The organism is Actinomycetospora flava, from assembly GCF_037400335.1.
GTDB lineage: Bacteria > Actinomycetota > Actinomycetes > Mycobacteriales > Pseudonocardiaceae > Actinomycetospora > Actinomycetospora flava.
Map to the genome: position 1 here is coordinate 214998 of NZ_JBBEGM010000005.1, position 14794 is coordinate 229791.

Consider the following 14794-nt stretch of genomic DNA (forward strand, 5'->3'; position numbering starts at 1 on the left):
GCATGGCGCGGCCGATGCGGACCCTGTGGGGCTCGCTGACCGCACCCACCCTGCCGGCGTTCGTCGGCGCGGCCGCGATGCTCGCGACGCTGCCGCTGCTGCGCCCCGGGGTCTTCGGCGAGAGCACCGCCCTCGCCGGGTGCGCGATCGCCCTGCTCGCCGGCGTGGCGGCCCTGCTGCGCCGCGAGCGGGTGCCCGCCCGGCCCGTGCCCGCGGTGCCGCTGATCGTGGGCCTCGTGGCGGTCGCCTACCTCTGGATGGTCGGCCACGGCGCCGCGGTGTTCGCCCCGGACCGCATCCGCGACCTCTTCCAGGACTTCGTCCTCACCATCGGCTCGCTGGTCGCCTTCGCCATCGTGCTGGCCGACCCCCGCGCGCGGCGGGCGGTCGCCCGGGGCTTCGTGATCGCCGTCGTGCTCGTGAGCGCGTCGTGGCTCGTCACCGCCCTGTTCTGGGCGGTCGCCGGTCTGGGCTCGGGTCAGATCACGATGGTGCCCGTCGGCACGGTCGAGCCCCAGCCGGTGTACTTCCCGTTCACGATCAGCTACTCGACCTCCGAGGTCTTCGGCGTCGACGTGCCGCGGCTGACCGGCTTCGGCCGCGAGTCGGGCTGGATGGCCATGTACTGCGCCGCGGCCTGGTTCCTGTCCGACGCCGTGGGCTACCGCGCGCGCTGGGTCAAGGTGCTGATCCTCGCCGGGCTCGTCGGCACGCTCTCGACCGCGGGGTTCGGGGTCTTCGTCGTCGTGCTCGCCCTCGACCTGTTCCTGCGCCCGCGCGGCGGCATCGCCCTGGGCGGCTTCCTGCGCCAGATCGGCGGACTCGCCGCGATCGCCGGCGCCGGGTGGCTCGCGCTCTACGCGCCGGTGCTCGGGCTCAACGCGAAACAGACGTCGAACGAGGCCTCGCTCGACGAGCGCTCCGACGCGACCGCCGCCGGCGTGCGCGCGCTGACCGAGTCGCCGCTCGGCGGCCTCGGCAGCGAGAAGCAGGCGGGCATCAACCTGATCTCCGACGTCGCCGTCAACGGGCTGCCGTTCGTCGTCCTGGTGTCGCTGACGATCCTCGTGCCCCCGTTCGTCGCCCCCGGCCGCGGCGCGGTGCGCGTCGGCCGGGCGATCCCGGTGGCGCTCGTCGTCTTCCTGACCCTGCTGCTCTCGCAGCCCGCGGCCGCCTCGACCTGGGCGTTCGCCCTGCTCGCGGTGGCCTGCGCGGCCGAGGGGCTCACCGCCGAGGAGCGCGCCGAGCCGGGCACGCCGCTTCTCGCCCGCTGGCACCGCCGGTGGGCCGGACACATCACACCGGCGTCACCGCCGACGCCGCCCGCCGTCCCCGTCCCGTCCCCGGCCCGACCCCCCGCGGCCCTCGGAGGAGATCGTTCATGAGCGCACGCGAGTACTGGACCGTCCTGCGCGAGGACCGCAAGCTCATCGCCGGCGTGCTGGTGGTGTGCCTGCTCGGGGCGCTGGCGCTCGATCTCGTCCTGCCCCGGACCTACACGTCGTCCGCGGTCTTCTACGTCGCGTCGGCGCAGCCCGAGAGCTCGTCGACCGACGCCTACTCGGGCGCGCAGCTGTCGACGGAGCGGGTGAAGTCCTACACCGAGCTGCTCCAGGGCCCGCGGGTCGCGCGCGACGCGTCGCTGCTGCTCGGCGGCAGCCCGACCGCGGACGAGATCCAGGGCGCCATCACCGCGAGCTCGGTGACCGAGACCGTGGTGCTCACGCTCGAGGTCACGGAGGACTCGCCCGACCAGGCGCGGCTCGTCGCCGGCGCGGTGTCGACGGCGTTCACCCGGCTCGTCGGCGCGATCGAGTCGACCGGCGGCGTGGTGAACCGGCCGATCGCGACCGCCGAGGTCATCCTCCCGCCGACCACGCCCGACGAGCCGTCGGGCCCGCGCACGACGATCCTGTTCGCGGTCGCGCTGCTGGTGGGCCTCGTGCTCGGGGTCGGCGTCGCGCTCGCTCGGCGAGCGTTGCGCGACGCGATCGACAACGCCGACACGCTGGCCGACCGCCTCGGCGCCCCGGTGCTCGGCGTGATCCCCGCACTGCGCCGCGCGCCGAAGTACCCGGCGCTGCTCGCCGAGCCGCCGACCGGCGCCACCGGGCGGCGGGCACGGCGGGCGCGCGCCCGCGCCGAGTCGTACCGGCGCGCCCGCGCCGCGCTGCGGTCGGTGGCCGGGGAGCGCCGCTGCCTCGTGCTGACCGGGACCGGGCCGGACCAGGGCACGTCGACCGCCGCGGTCGACCTCGCGGTCGCCTTCGCCGCGTCCGGCGCGTCGGTGCTGCTGGTCGACGCCGACCTGCGCAGCCCGAGCCTCGCCGACACCCTCGGCCTCGAGTCCCACGTCGGCCTGCGCGAGGTCCTCGAGCAGGGCGTCGCGCTCGAGGTGGCGATCCAGCGCTGGTCGTGCGGCAGCATCGACGTCCTCACCGCCGGCGCCACCGGCTCGCGCCCGAGCGAGGTGCTGATCGGCGGCCGCCTCGACTCCGTGCTGGCCACGCTGCGCGAGCGCTACGACCACGTCCTCGTCGACACCCCGGCGGTCACCGACGCCGCCGACGCCGTCGACGTCGCCCGCCACTCGGACGGCGTCGTCCTCGTGTGCCGGCGCGGCAGCACACGCCCCGACGACGTCGACGCCGCCGCCTCGGGGCTCGGCCTCGCCGGTGTCCCCGTGCTCGGCGCGCTGCTGACGTGGGCGACCGACGTCCGCGACGCCCCCGGCGGCGGGCGGCGGACGGTGCTCGCGCTGCCGTCGGGGTCGCAGCCGGCGCCGGTCGAGCCGCCCGCCCCCACACCGGCGCCCGCACCCGCACCCGCGCCGGCACCCGCACCGGCACCCGCGCCGGCCCCCGCCGCCTGGTCCCCGGCCGCGAGCGCCACGCGCACGGTCCGCACTCGCCCTTCGCCGGAGCCCGTGCCGGACGACGGCGAGCACCCGACCGCCCGCGTGCGCGCCCGCGGGGAGGCGCCGGACGCGGAGGCCGCGCCGAAGCGGACCACCGCCGAGCGCGCGCCGGTGGGGGAGGAGACGACCAACGGGTCCTCGCGTCCCCGCCGCCGCGCCACCCGCGGGACGATCACGGTGCCCAGCCCGAACGGGCACCACGCCGACTAGAGCAGGAACTCGCGCAGCGCCGCGGTGATCGTCTCCGGCGCCTCCTCGGCCAGGAAGTGCCCGGCGTCGACCGGCCCGCCGCGGACGTCGTCGGCCCACTCGCGCCAGACGGCGAGCGGCTCGTACCAGGCGTCGACCGCCCCGGTTGCGCTCCACAGCGCAAGGACGGGACAGCGCAGGCGGTGGGCGCCGCGGTCGGCCTCGTCGTGCGCGGCGTCGACGTCGGGGGCGGCGCGGTACTGCTCGCAGATCGCGTGCACGCGGTCCGGGTCGCGGAAGGTGGCGGTGTAGCGCTCGCGCAGCCACGGCGGGAAGGCGGCGGGGTCGTCGGACCAGGAGTCGAGCATGTGGTCGACGAGGGTGTCCGGGGCGCCGAGGACCATCTGCTCGGGCACCGGGGCGGGCGCCGCCAGGAACGACCAGACCCAGTAGCCCAGCGCGAACTCCCGGCCGGCGCGGGCGAAGGCCTCGCCGGTGGGCACGACGTCGAGCACCGCGAGACGGCTGACGTGGTCCGGGTGGTCGAGGGCCATCCGGTAGGCACAGCGGGCGCCGCGGTCGTGGCCGGCGACGGTGAAGTGCTGGTGGCCGAGGGCGCGCATCACGGCGAGCTGCTCGGCGGCCAGCGCGCGCATGGAGTGGTCGTCGCCCGAGCCGACGCCGCTGCCACCGTAGCCGCGCAGATCGGTGGCGACGACGGTGAACGACGCGGCGAGGGCGGGCGCGACGTGGCGCCACATCAGGTGCGTCTCGGGGATGCCGTGCAGGAGCAGCAGCGGGGGACCGGCGCCGCCGACGCGGCCGTGCACGGTGGTGCCGCCGACGGTCACGTCGACGACGTCGAACCCCGGGAACAGCGCCACGCCGGCCAACCTATGTGAGTGCTTTCCTGCCCTATAGGGCAGGAAAGCACTCACATAGGGGTGGCGACGGGGGAGCGGCGGGCGCGGCGGGCGACGACGCAGAGCAGGACGAAGATGACGACCTGGCTGACGACGTAGCCGGCGGCGGCCCAGACGGCGCCGCCGAGGTGCGCGAGCACCAGGGTCGCGACGAGCCCGAAGGCCAGACCGATCGCGATCGCCGTGGCGACGCCGCGCTGGTGCCCGCGGGTCTGCGCGATGATCGCCGGCGGCTGGTTCAGCGTCACGATCGCCGCCCCGATCGCCAGCACCGCGAACACCGTGCCGGAGCTCGCGTACTCCTCGCCCAGCAGCAGCGGGATCAGCGGCGGCCCGGCGAGCGCGGCGAGCAGGGGCGCGACGGCCAGGGCGCCGGCGACCTTGATGACCCGGCGCTCCTCGGCGTGCAGGGCGTCGGGGTCGCTCCCGGCGCGCGCGAGCCACGGCGCGGCCACGAGCTGGAGAGATGTCGCGAGAAAGGTCAGCGGCCCGATCAGCCGCCCGGCTGCGGCGTAGAGGCCGCCCTGGAACGCGCCGGCGCCGAGCGTCACCAGCGGGGTGTCGAGCTGCTGGGCCTGCGCCGCGAGGTTGGCCAGCCCGAAGCCGATGCCCTCGCGCTGGTGGCCGACCAGCTCCCGCGACGCCCGCGCCGGCTCCGGCGGCGCGCCGAGGAACCATCGGTCGAGCAGCGCCTCGGCGACGAAGCTCGCCGGGATCGCCGCCGCCAGCGCCACCTCGCCCGCCCCGAACGGCACGAGCGCCAGCGCCACGAGCAGCCCGACGACCCGGCCGACGAGCTGGCCGATCGAGGCCTGCGAGAACCTCTCGGCGGCGCGCAGCAGCCCGTGCGCGGTCTGCGCCTCCCACATCGCCGGGCCGGTGAGCGAGAGCAGCACCGCGGCCGCGAGCGACGGCGCCAGCCACAGCGCCACCCCCAGGCCCACCGCGAGCAGCAGCAACGACCAGCGCCGCTTCGCGCGCACGAGCGCCCGCGCCGTGGCGACCGGCATCCGCCCGGCCGCGGTCTCGCGCACCGAGTAGTTGATGAAGCCGGCATCGAACACCGTCGCCGCGATCTGTCCCACCGCGGCGACGGTGGCGATGAGACCCAGCGTGGCCGGGTCGATCGAGCGGGCACCGACCACGTAGGTCAGGCCCAGCACCAGCTGGCCGGCCACGAGCGTGCCCGCCACGCCGCCGATGCGGCCGAGGAGGAGCCCGAGGGCGCCGCCGGGAGCTCTCACTTCGCGATGGCCGCCAGGTCGGCGTCGACCATGAGGTGGGCGAGTTGTTCGGGCATGGTCTGGGCCTTCCAGCCCAGGTCACGCTGAGCCTTCGACGCATCCCCGATCAGGGCGTCGACCTCGGTGGGCCGCAGGTAGGTCTCGTCGAACCGGACGTGGCGCTCCCAGTCCAGCCCGACGCGTTCGAAGCACCACGCCGTGAACTCGCGGACGGTGGTGGCGGTGCCGGTCGCGAGCACGTAGTCGGCCGGCTCGGGGGCTTGCAGCATCCGCCACATGCCCTCGACGTACTCCTCGGCATATCCCCAGTCCCGCACCGCGTCCAGGTTCCCGAGGTACACGTGCTCCTCGAGACCGGCCTTGATCCGGGCCGCCGCACGCGCGATCTTGCGGGTCACGAAGGTTTCCCCGCGCCGCGGGGACTCGTGGTTGAACAGAATCCCGTTCACCGCGAACATGCCGTGCGCCTCGCGGTAGTTCCGCGCCATCCAATACCCGTAGACCTTCGCCGCCCCGTACGGCGAACGCGGGTAGAACGGGGTGTCCTCGTTCTGCGGGGGCGGGGTCGCCCCGAACATCTCCGAGGACGAGGCCTGGTAGTAGCGGGTCTGTACCCCGACCATCCGGATCGCCTCGAGCAGCCGGGCGGTGCCGACGCCGGTGGTGTTGCCGGTGTACTCCGGCTCGTCGAACGAGACCCGCACATGCGACTGGGCGGCCAGGTGGTACACCTCGTCCGGGCGCACCTTCTCGATCAACGTCACCAGACGGCTCGAGTCGGTCAGGTCGCCGTAGTGCAGCACCAGCCGCTGATCACGCTCGTGCGGATCCTGATACAGGTGATCGATCCGGCCGGTGTTGAACGTCGACGAGCGCCGGATGATCCCGTGCACCTCATAACCCTTACCGAGCAACAGCTCGGTCAGGTACGACCCGTCCTGCCCGGTGATCCCGGTGATCAGAGCCCGCTTCACGGCTGCGCCCCCTGCTGGTCGAGGAACCACTGATAGGTCGAGGCCAGGCCCTCGGCGAGCCCGATGGTGGGCTTCCAGCCGAGTGCCTGCAGGCGGGAGACGTCGAGCAGCTTGCGCGGCGTGCCGTCGGGGCGGGACGTGTCGTAGACGATCTCGCCGGTGAAGCCGACGGTCCGGGCCACCAGCGAGGCGAGGTCGGCGATCGGGACGTCCTCGCCGACGCCGACGTTGATCGGCGACGGGTCGTCGTAGTGCTCGAGCAGGTGCAGGCAGGCGGCGGCGAGGTCGTCGGTGTGCAGGAACTCGCGCCGCGGCGTCCCGGTGCCCCACACCGTCACCGTCGGCGCGCCCGCGACCTTCGCCTCGCGGAACTTGCGCATCAGGGCCGGCAGCACGTGCGACTTCTCGAGGTCGAAGTTGTCGCCGGGCCCGTAGAGGTTGGTGGGCATCGCGGAGATCCACGACCGCCCGTACTCGCGGCGGTAGGACTGCACGCCCATGATCCCGGCGATCTTCGCGATCGCGTAGGCGTCGTTGGTCGGCTCGAGCGCGCCGGTGAGCAGGGAGTCCTCGCGGATCGGCTGCTCGGCGAACTTCGGGTAGATGCACGACGACCCGAGCAGCAGCAGCCGCGGGACGGCGGCGCGGTGCGCGGCGTCGAGCAGGTTGGCCTGGATGCGCAGGTTGTCGTGGAGGAACTCGACGGGCTCGGCCGCGTTGGCCGCGATGCCACCGACGCGCGCGGCGGCGTCGACGACGATCGCGGGCCTGGTCTCGGCGAGGAAGCGCGTCGTGGCGGCGAGGTCCCGCAGATCGACCTGCGACGAGCGGACACCGACGACGTCGGTGAAGCCGGCGGCCCGCAGGTGGCGCACGACCGCGGAGCCGACGAGCCCCGCCGAGCCGGCGACGAACACCCGCGCGTCGCGGGGCAGCGGGCGGCCGATCTCCCAGCCGGTGAGCGGTGCTGTCATGGAGTTCCCCCCTGGGCTGTGCGGGAGGCGGCGAGGCCCTCCACCCAGCGCTGGTAGTCACGGTGTGCGGCGGCGGCGCCGAGGTGTTCCTCCGCATAGGCGCGTCCGGCGGTGGCGAGCGCGTCGATGCGGGCAGGGTCCCCGGCGAGCCCGCCCACGGCGTCGAGCAGATCCTGGGGGCTACCGGGGTCGACGCGCACCCCACCCCCCGAACGGCGGATTTCCGCCGACGCGGCGCTGCGCTCCCAGGATGCCGCGACGACCGGGCGTCCCGCCGTGAAGTACGAGGTCAGCTTGCTCGGCACGGACATCTCGGCGACGGTCGGGGCCTCGTTGACCAGCAGGACGTCGGCGGCGGCGAGAGCGTCGGAGAAGTGATCGCCGGGCAGCGGATCGCGGAACTGCAGGCGGCCGACCCCGGCTCCGCGCTCTTCGAGGGCGGAGCGCTGGTTGCCGTCGCCGAGCAGGACGAAGCGGATCGGTGCCTGACGTTCGTCGGCGAGGCGCGCGGTGTCGACGACGTTCTCGAGGCCCTGTTTGAGACCCATGTTGCCGGCGTGCAGCACGACGACCTCGTCGTCGCGCCAGCCGAGCGCCCGTCGCGTCGCGGTCCGGTCGCCGTTCCCGGACTCCACGTGCGCCCAGTTGCGGATCACCGTGACGCGGTCGCGGTCCACGCCGAGCGCGGCGATCCCGTCGCCGAACTGCTCGTGCACCACCGCGACGCCGTCGGCCTGTCCGAGCAGCCAGCCCTCGAGCCTCGCGGCGGCGCGGCCGGCCCCGGCGGAGGCGATGCCGGTCTCGGTGACCGCCCGGCTGTAGAGGTCCTGGGTGACGACACCGAGCGCCGTGCGTCCGGGCTTCTTCCAGCGCAGGCCCGCGAGGACGGTGAGCAGCACGGGGCTCACGGCGACGACGACGTCGGGACGCCGGGCGCCCTGCCGGCCGATCGCGGCGGCGTGGGCCGTGAACGTCGCGTCCATCACCACGCGCCGCAGCGCGCTGGGGGACCGGGGCACCGGGTGGCGGACGCGGGTGATGCGCGCGCCGCGGTCGGTCTCGTGGCGCCGCAGCCCGGTGTAGCCGTCGTGCACGGCCCACTGGGGGTAGTGCGGGTAACCGGTGACGACCCGGACACGGTGTCCTGCGGCACTCAGCGCGGCCACCATGCCGGCGGTGTAGGGCGCATTGCCGGTGTGCTCGGGCGGGTAGTGCATGCCGAGCACGAGCACGTCGAGGGCGTTCGGATCACCCGAACGTACGTCCTCCATCGGTCAGCGTGCCCTCTCTCGCGGGGTGAGGCGTCACCCGAAGCGGGGACCGGTGATGGTCCGAGCGGCCTAGCCGTTGACCGCGCCGTCGATCACCCAGACGATAACAGCGTGTCGTCCCCCGATCCCGCCATCACTCTGACGTCGGCATCACAGTTGGCGCAGAGTGACGATGTGCAACCACGGGTGTCGGTGTGTGTCCCGCTCTTCCAGAAGGTCGACTACATCGGGCGGACCATCGACAGCGTCCTCGCGCAGACCTTCACCGACTTCGAGCTGGTGATCCTGGACAACGCCAGCACCGACGGGTCGGCGGCGGTCGTCGACGCCTACGACGACCCGCGGGTGCGGGTCGTCCGGCACACGGAGACCGTGCCGATGATCGCGAACTTCAACGCCGCGGTGGCGGCCACGCGCGCCCCGCTCGTCAAGGTGCTCAACGCCGACGACCTCGTGGAGCCGGAGGCCCTGGCCCGCCAGGTCGCGGTGATGGACGCCGAGCCGGACGTCGCCGTCGTCTCGAGCCGGCACCACCTGGTCGACGACCGGGACCGGGTCGTCGCCCGCGACCGCACCCTGCGCACCCCCGATCTCGTGGGCCGCCAGGACCGGGCCACGGTGGTCCGCCGCGTGGTGCGTCACGGCGGCAATCCCCTTGGTGTGCCGGGAAACATGCTGTTCAGGCGGTCGGCGTTCGACGCCGTGGGGGGCTTCCCGACCGAGGGCGACTCCTTCGTCATCGACGTCGCCCTGGCCGTCCGGCTCACGACGGTCGGGGACTTCTACGGGGTGCCCGAGACGCTCTCGCGGTTCCGGCTGGCGTCTGCGTCGGAGAGCGGGTCGGCCCGTCGCCACCACCTGCAGGCCCAGCGGGGCTTCGTCCGCGGGCTGTGCCGCGAGCACGCCGACGTCGTGCGTCGCCAGGACGTCGTGCGCGGGCTCGCCCGCTGGCCGTTGACGTATCTGCGACACCAGATGTTGATGTCCGCGGCCTCGGACCCGGACTCGCGGGCCCACCGCGTCGCCGCCCGCCTGCTCGATCCGGCCCGGCGCGGGCGGGCCGGCTGGAGATGATCGTCACCGATCCGCCGGCGTCACACCGCCGCGACCTGGCGATCTGACCGAGGGCGATCGGACGATTACGCCGTCGAGCCCAATCACACTGTCGTCCAGATGACCACTCCCTTCACCCGAAGGTGATCGGCACGTAGATTGCCGTTCGCTCGATCGGGTGACGTACGGCGGTTCCCCCATCTGCCGAACGCCCCGTGTGCCGTGGAAGGGGCGGAGACGTTGACACCGGTGGCCGCCGGATCGACCGACACACGACCGGAGGGCGAGGTGTCCCGGCTGCCCGCACGGCCCGCGGGAGCCCCCCTCCGCCACGACGACCCCGCCGCCCCCGCGCCGGCGCGCCCCCTGCTGGGCTTCCGGTCGGCGGTGCACTGGCAGGCCTGGATGCTCGTGCTGCCGGTCGACGCGATCCTGCTCGTCATGCCGGTGTTCTGGCTGCCGCAGTACGCCAAGGCCGTGCTGGCGATGACGCTCATCGCGCTCGCCCTGCTCTCCGGCGGCGGGCGCTACCGCGCGCGTCTGCACCTCTCGGTCCTCGACGAGCTCCCCATGGTCATCGGCCGGCTGCTCGTGGCCGCGGCGCTCGTGGCCTCGGTGTTCGCGCTGCGCCACGACGGCGAGGGTGTCGAGACCTTCCTGCTGATCGTCCTGCCCGGTCTCGGGCTGGTCGTGCTCGGCCGCATCGCCACGTCCCGCTTCATCCTCGCCGCCCGGAAGCGCGGGGTCGTCGCGCACCGCACGCTGGTGGTCGGCGGCGGGTCGCTGGCCGCCGACGTCATCGAGCTCCTGGAGCGTCACCCCCGCTACGGCCTCGCCGTGGCCGGGTTCCTCGACGACGGGCGCCACCCGGCGGCGGCGGACATCGCCCCGCACGTCGGCGCCCTGTCCGACCTGGAGCGCATCGTCGCCGAGAACGGCATCGACGTCGTGCTGGTCGCGGGCGGCGAGTTCGACGAGGCCGAGCTGCTCGACCGCGTCCGCAGCCCCGAGTGCGCCGGCTGCGACCTGCTCGTCGTGCCCCGCCTGCCCGCGTTCGTCACGCAGACGACCACGGGCGACCACATCGGTTCCGTCCCGATCATGCGCATCCGCACGCCCCCGCTCGACGGGATCAGCTGGGCGCTCAAGCGCGTGTTCGACGTCGTGGTCAGCGCGATCGCGCTCGTCGTGATCGCCCCCGTGCTCGGCGTGATCGCACTGGCCGTGCGCCTCGAGGGCGGGCCCGGCGTGATCTTCCGCCAGGCCCGGGTCGGCCGGGACGGCCGGTTGTTCGAGTGCCTGAAGTTCCGCTCGATGCGCCCGGCGGACGAGCGCGAGTCGGCGACGCAGTGGTCGATCGCGAACGACGACCGGGTCGGCCCGGTCGGGCGGCTGCTGCGCCGGACCTCGCTCGACGAGCTGCCGCAGCTCTGGAACATCCTGCGCGGCGACATGACGCTCGTCGGCCCGCGCCCCGAGCGCCCGCACTTCGTCGAGAAGTTCTCCTCCGAGCTGCCGCGCTACGGCCACCGCCACCGCGTCCCCTCGGGGCTGACCGGGCTGGCGCAGGTCAGCGGCCTGCGCGGCGCCGACACCCCGATCTCCGACCGGGCCCGGTTCGACAACTTCTACATCGAGAACTGGTCGCTCTGGCTCGACGCGAAGGTGCTCCTGCGCACGATCAGCGAGGTCCTGTTCGCGCGGGGTCGCTGACGCGGGGGTGGCGTCGTCCGGGGTGTTCCAGCCGGGCGGCCACGCTGACGTTGAACGTCAGGAAAGCCACCACGATCAGGTGTCCGCGTGGCGCCCGGGCCGCGCGGCCGGCGCGGTCGTCGCTCCGACGAGGTGCCGGACGGCGAGGGGAGCGGTCGGCGGATCGATGGGCTGCGGGCGCACCACCGCGACCGGTCGTGCGGCCACGAGACCGATGCGCGCGTAGGCGAGGAAGAGCAGGGCGCTCACGATCGTCACGGCGACCCACAGCAGGCTCGTGTTGATCGGGGTCCAGTCGTTCAACCCGTGCAGGAGCGCGGGCACGCCGATGCCGACACCGGTCAGCGCGAGGAACGGCTTCGGGGCGCGATAGTGCGCGGCGAGCCCGACGAAGTAGCCGGCGACTCCGGACCACAGCGCGTGCGTCACGGGGTCGGTGACGAAACGCCAGACCATCATCAACCCGCCGTAGACGCTCATGGTGCCGTCCGGGTGAGCGGTGGCGTACAGGAACGCCTCGACCGCGCCGAACACGAGCCCGCTGACCGCGCCGAGGAAGAGCGTGTCGCGCGGCAGGAGGCCGCGGCGCTGGCGCGCCAGCACGAGGATGACGACGGGCACCATCTTGGCGAGCTCCTCCGGCACGCCGACGCCGAGGACGCTGCCCACGAAGCTGTCGAGATCGCCGTCGATGAGCCCTTCGAACCAGATGGCCAGCGGCGCCTCGAGCACCAGCGCGAGCACGACGACCTGCAGGAGCAGCGCACCCTCGACGGCCCGCGGCCGGACAACGACCCACAGCACCAGGAACCACGCCGCAGCGAAGTAGGCCGCGAACATCATCGATTCGCCGTCGTAGCCCGACGCGGTGCGGAAGAGGGCGATGGCGGCGGGCGGCGTCGCCACCAGTGCGACGAAGAGCCAGGTCGTCCAGGCCCGCAGGGCGGGGTGGCGCAGCCAGGCGCGGAAGGGGAAGAGGACCGACAGGTCGGGCAGGCGCGGGGCGGGCGGGTTCATCGGGTTCTCCGGGCGTCAGCAGGGAGGGTCAGGACGAGCGGAGCTCGGTGCTGCCGGTCGGCCCGGCGGTGTGGGACAGACGCTTGGCGAAGCAGTCGTCGGCGGAGAACCCCTGCGCGTCGCACCAGGCGTTCGCGCCGGCGGCGGTCGTGAAGCCCTGGCCGTGGATCACGACCCAGTAGTCGCTCTCGCGGTAGGTCGACCAGTCCCCGGACCACAGCAGGAGCGCGCCGGGCTGCGAGGCCTCGAGGGACCGGTAGTGCGCGTAGATCGACGACGCGTCGTAGGTGGTGCCGTTGTCGACGGTGCCAGTCTTCTTCGACGACAGCTGCGGCACCCACAGGTCGACGAGGCTCCCGGCGGAGCCGCGGCTCGCGTCGACCGCGTCCTGGAGGTCGTCGGCTGCGCCGACGGTCGAGTACGGGGACGACGACGGCGAGGTGCTCGGCGCGGCGGTCACCGTGACCGGTGCCGGGGCGGGCACGACCTGCGTCGTCGTCCCGCCGGCCGGCACGGGGCGCATCAGCACGACCAGCACGGCACCGGTCACGGCAAGGACGACCACGGCCGCGGCGGCGACGATCCAGGGGGCCGACGACGAACGAAAAGGCGCGGGGGCCACGGGAACCGGCATCGGCATGGGCATCGGTGCGATCGGGCGCGGGGCGACGGCCACGGGCATCACCGCCGGGCGGGGAGCGGGCGCGGGCCGCATCGGAGCCATGGCCCGCGGCGCGCCGGCGCCGACCAGGACTCGCGGCGCCGGGCGCCGAGCTCCGCAGGCCAGGCACATCGGCACGTCGGCGATCAGGTCCGCTCCACAGCCGCACCGCTCGATCACGTGATCATCCCCCGACGATCCCCGGGGCCACGATGATGCGGCCCAGATGGCCACGACATCGCTGTGCGCGGCCCGTCGTTACCGGTGATCAGAACGATTCAGAAGCGACCACCCGGATGAGTGGTGGGCCTGTAACGGTCGAGCTCTCCTCGGCGAGATGGCGGTCATCCGGGCACCAATGACGGCGCCCGACCCGTCGGGGGAGACAGCCATGAGCAGCGGTATCGAGCAGCGTCCGCACACCACCGGTCCGACGTCCGTCGCGGACGACACCACCGCGGCCATGGCGCGGCCGACCGGACCGTGGTCGCCGCCGCGGCCGGCGCCGTTCGCGCCGCCGGTCGGGAACGCGATGGTGCCCGGTTACCCGGCGCCTTGGTCGATGCCCCCGGCCGGTCTCGGCCCGGTGGCGCCCGGCGTCCCGATGCCGCCGGCCCGCTCCGGCATGCGATGGGGATGGATCGTCATCGCGATCGTCGCGGCGATCGCCGCCGTCGTCCTCGTCGGGACCGTCGCCGCGAACAACCGGACGATGACCGTGAGCGGCACCGTGACGATCTGGGGCATGTCCGGTTACGTGAGCCCCGGTTCGGGCTGCACAGGCGCCGCGGCGACCGGAATGCCGGTGACGCTCTACAACGCGACGGGCAACGTCGTCGGCACGGCGACACTGAGCGGGTCCGGGATCGCTGCCAACACCTGGAGCACGTACGCCTACGGCTACGCCGACAGCTGCTCCTACTCCTTCACCATGAACGACGTCTCCGCGGCCGACGACTTCTACCGGATCAAGGCCGGCAGCGCAGGCGGCGACGGTGTCAGCTATAGCCGCGAGCAGCTCGAGACCAACGGCGCCCACGTCACCTATCGGTAGGCGAGCCGACCCGTGTCCTGAGGACACGGGTGGTCAAGAGGAGTCCGGTCGAGGCGGGGCGCTGCGGACGGAGGACGTCGGTCCCGTCCCTTCCGATCACGACGGTGGTGGCTTCCGACGCGGGTGGCTCATCCAGAGCAGGACGTCGAGGGTGCGTGCCGTGCTGATGCTCTCGGCCAGCCCGGCCCTGTGGTGGGCGCACCTCAGCTCGTCGACATACGGCGGATGGTCACGAAGCAGGTCTCGCATCTCGAGCCAGTAGTCCCGGTGATGAGGCAGTCTGAGCTCCTTCCGAACGACCTTGTCGTAGACCGGGAGCAATCGTGGGCGCTTCCGCGCAAGAAGCTTCGACGTTCTCGTCGGACCGACCGACGACCTATCGCGACGCTTGCGCACGACGTCCCAGAGGCGCGCTGCATGCGACCGCGGTCCGATCTCCTCATCAGTCGCCGCGTGGAGATCGAGGTTGACAGGGATCTGCTCGAGCAGCGTGGAGATGGCATCGCCGTCGCGACCGAGGAGTCGCAGCGCGGAGTGCTCGGCGATGGTGACGCCGAGCAGGGACACGGCAACGAGATCCTCGGCCGTGATGCGCGTCGCCGACCCGAGTTGGTCTCCGCCTCCGCCGATCGATTCGAACTGAGAGCCCGAGAAGGCCGGTCCTCCTTGCTTCTCGCGGTGGAAGTACTCCTCCAGCGTCTCCGTCATCCACGCGCGGGGCTCTTCGTCGCCAGCTGAGCCTCGAACGAGCCAGCGAGGGGGGACAGCCGCCATTGAGCGAAGGTAGGACCCACTGGGGGCGTT

General features: G+C 73.4%; 13 protein-coding genes. 5 read left to right on the forward strand and 8 right to left on the reverse strand.

Features of this window, described 5'->3' with window-relative positions:
• The first annotated feature begins 2 nt into the window (after window positions 1–2).
• On the forward strand, window positions 3–1385 hold the full coding sequence (locus tag WCD58_RS14545) for a hypothetical protein (RefSeq protein ID WP_337703761.1): 1383 nt from the start codon (window positions 3–5) through the stop codon (window positions 1383–1385).
• Window positions 1382–3127 carry a tyrosine-protein kinase domain-containing protein gene (locus WCD58_RS14550; protein ID WP_337703762.1) on the forward strand — a complete coding sequence of 582 codons (1746 nt, stop codon included), beginning with the start codon at window positions 1382–1384 and terminating at the stop codon, window positions 3125–3127. The genes WCD58_RS14545 and WCD58_RS14550 overlap by 4 nt, the downstream gene beginning before the upstream one ends.
• Here the strand turns inward: WCD58_RS14550 and WCD58_RS14555 are convergent.
• Genes WCD58_RS14555 through WCD58_RS14575 form a run of 5 tightly spaced genes read right to left on the reverse strand, consistent with a single transcriptional unit; the run spans window position 3124 to window position 8492 of the window.
• Window positions 3124–3990 carry an alpha/beta fold hydrolase gene (locus WCD58_RS14555; protein WP_337703763.1) on the reverse strand — a complete coding sequence of 289 codons (867 nt, stop codon included), beginning with the start codon at window positions 3988–3990 and terminating at the stop codon, window positions 3124–3126. The two genes, WCD58_RS14550 and WCD58_RS14555, sit on opposite strands and share 4 nt — an antisense overlap.
• 50 nt (window positions 3991–4040) lie before the next feature.
• Window positions 4041–5273 (reverse strand): lipopolysaccharide biosynthesis protein, encoded by a 1233-nt coding sequence (locus WCD58_RS14560; RefSeq protein WP_337703764.1) that lies wholly within the window; start codon window positions 5271–5273, stop codon window positions 4041–4043.
• Complete coding sequence (gene gmd / locus WCD58_RS14565; protein WP_337703765.1) at window positions 5270–6247, reverse strand: GDP-mannose 4,6-dehydratase; 978 nt, start codon at window positions 6245–6247, stop codon at window positions 5270–5272. Before gmd ends, WCD58_RS14560 begins: the two co-directional genes overlap by 4 nt.
• Entirely contained in the window at window positions 6244–7221 is a 978-nt protein-coding gene (locus tag WCD58_RS14570; protein WP_337703766.1) for a GDP-L-fucose synthase family protein, read from the reverse strand. Before WCD58_RS14570 ends, gmd begins: the two co-directional genes overlap by 4 nt.
• On the reverse strand, window positions 7218–8492 hold the full coding sequence (locus tag WCD58_RS14575; RefSeq protein WP_337703767.1) for a glycosyltransferase: 1275 nt from the start codon (window positions 8490–8492) through the stop codon (window positions 7218–7220). Before WCD58_RS14575 ends, WCD58_RS14570 begins: the two co-directional genes overlap by 4 nt.
• Before the next feature lie 111 nt (window positions 8493–8603).
• Between WCD58_RS14575 and WCD58_RS14580 the strand changes: the two genes are divergently transcribed.
• On the forward strand, window positions 8604–9566 hold the full coding sequence (locus WCD58_RS14580; protein ID WP_507237430.1) for a glycosyltransferase family 2 protein: 963 nt from the start codon (window positions 8604–8606) through the stop codon (window positions 9564–9566).
• 228 nt (window positions 9567–9794) lie between these two features.
• Entirely contained in the window at window positions 9795–11258 is a 1464-nt protein-coding gene (locus WCD58_RS14585; RefSeq protein WP_337703769.1) for a sugar transferase, read from the forward strand.
• A 75-nt stretch (window positions 11259–11333) separates the two neighbouring features.
• Here WCD58_RS14585 and WCD58_RS14590 read toward each other — a convergent pair whose 3' ends face one another.
• Entirely contained in the window at window positions 11334–12275 is a 942-nt protein-coding gene (locus WCD58_RS14590; RefSeq protein ID WP_337703770.1) for a PrsW family glutamic-type intramembrane protease, read from the reverse strand.
• Window positions 12276–12303: 28 nt separating this feature from the next.
• On the reverse strand, window positions 12304–12909 hold the full coding sequence (locus WCD58_RS14595; RefSeq protein WP_337703771.1) for a hypothetical protein: 606 nt from the start codon (window positions 12907–12909) through the stop codon (window positions 12304–12306).
• A gap of 418 nt (window positions 12910–13327) precedes the next feature.
• Here WCD58_RS14595 and WCD58_RS14600 point away from each other — a divergent pair, with 418 nt between their 5' ends.
• The gene (locus tag WCD58_RS14600; protein WP_337703772.1) at window positions 13328–13990 is read left to right on the forward strand and encodes a hypothetical protein; all 663 of its coding nucleotides are present in this window, start codon (window positions 13328–13330) and stop codon (window positions 13988–13990) included.
• A 96-nt stretch (window positions 13991–14086) separates the two neighbouring features.
• Here the strand turns inward: WCD58_RS14600 and WCD58_RS14605 are convergent, their stop codons facing one another.
• On the reverse strand, window positions 14087–14698 hold the full coding sequence (locus WCD58_RS14605) for a DUF6308 family protein (RefSeq protein ID WP_337703773.1): 612 nt from the start codon (window positions 14696–14698) through the stop codon (window positions 14087–14089).
• Between the last annotated feature and the right edge of the window lie 96 nt (window positions 14699–14794).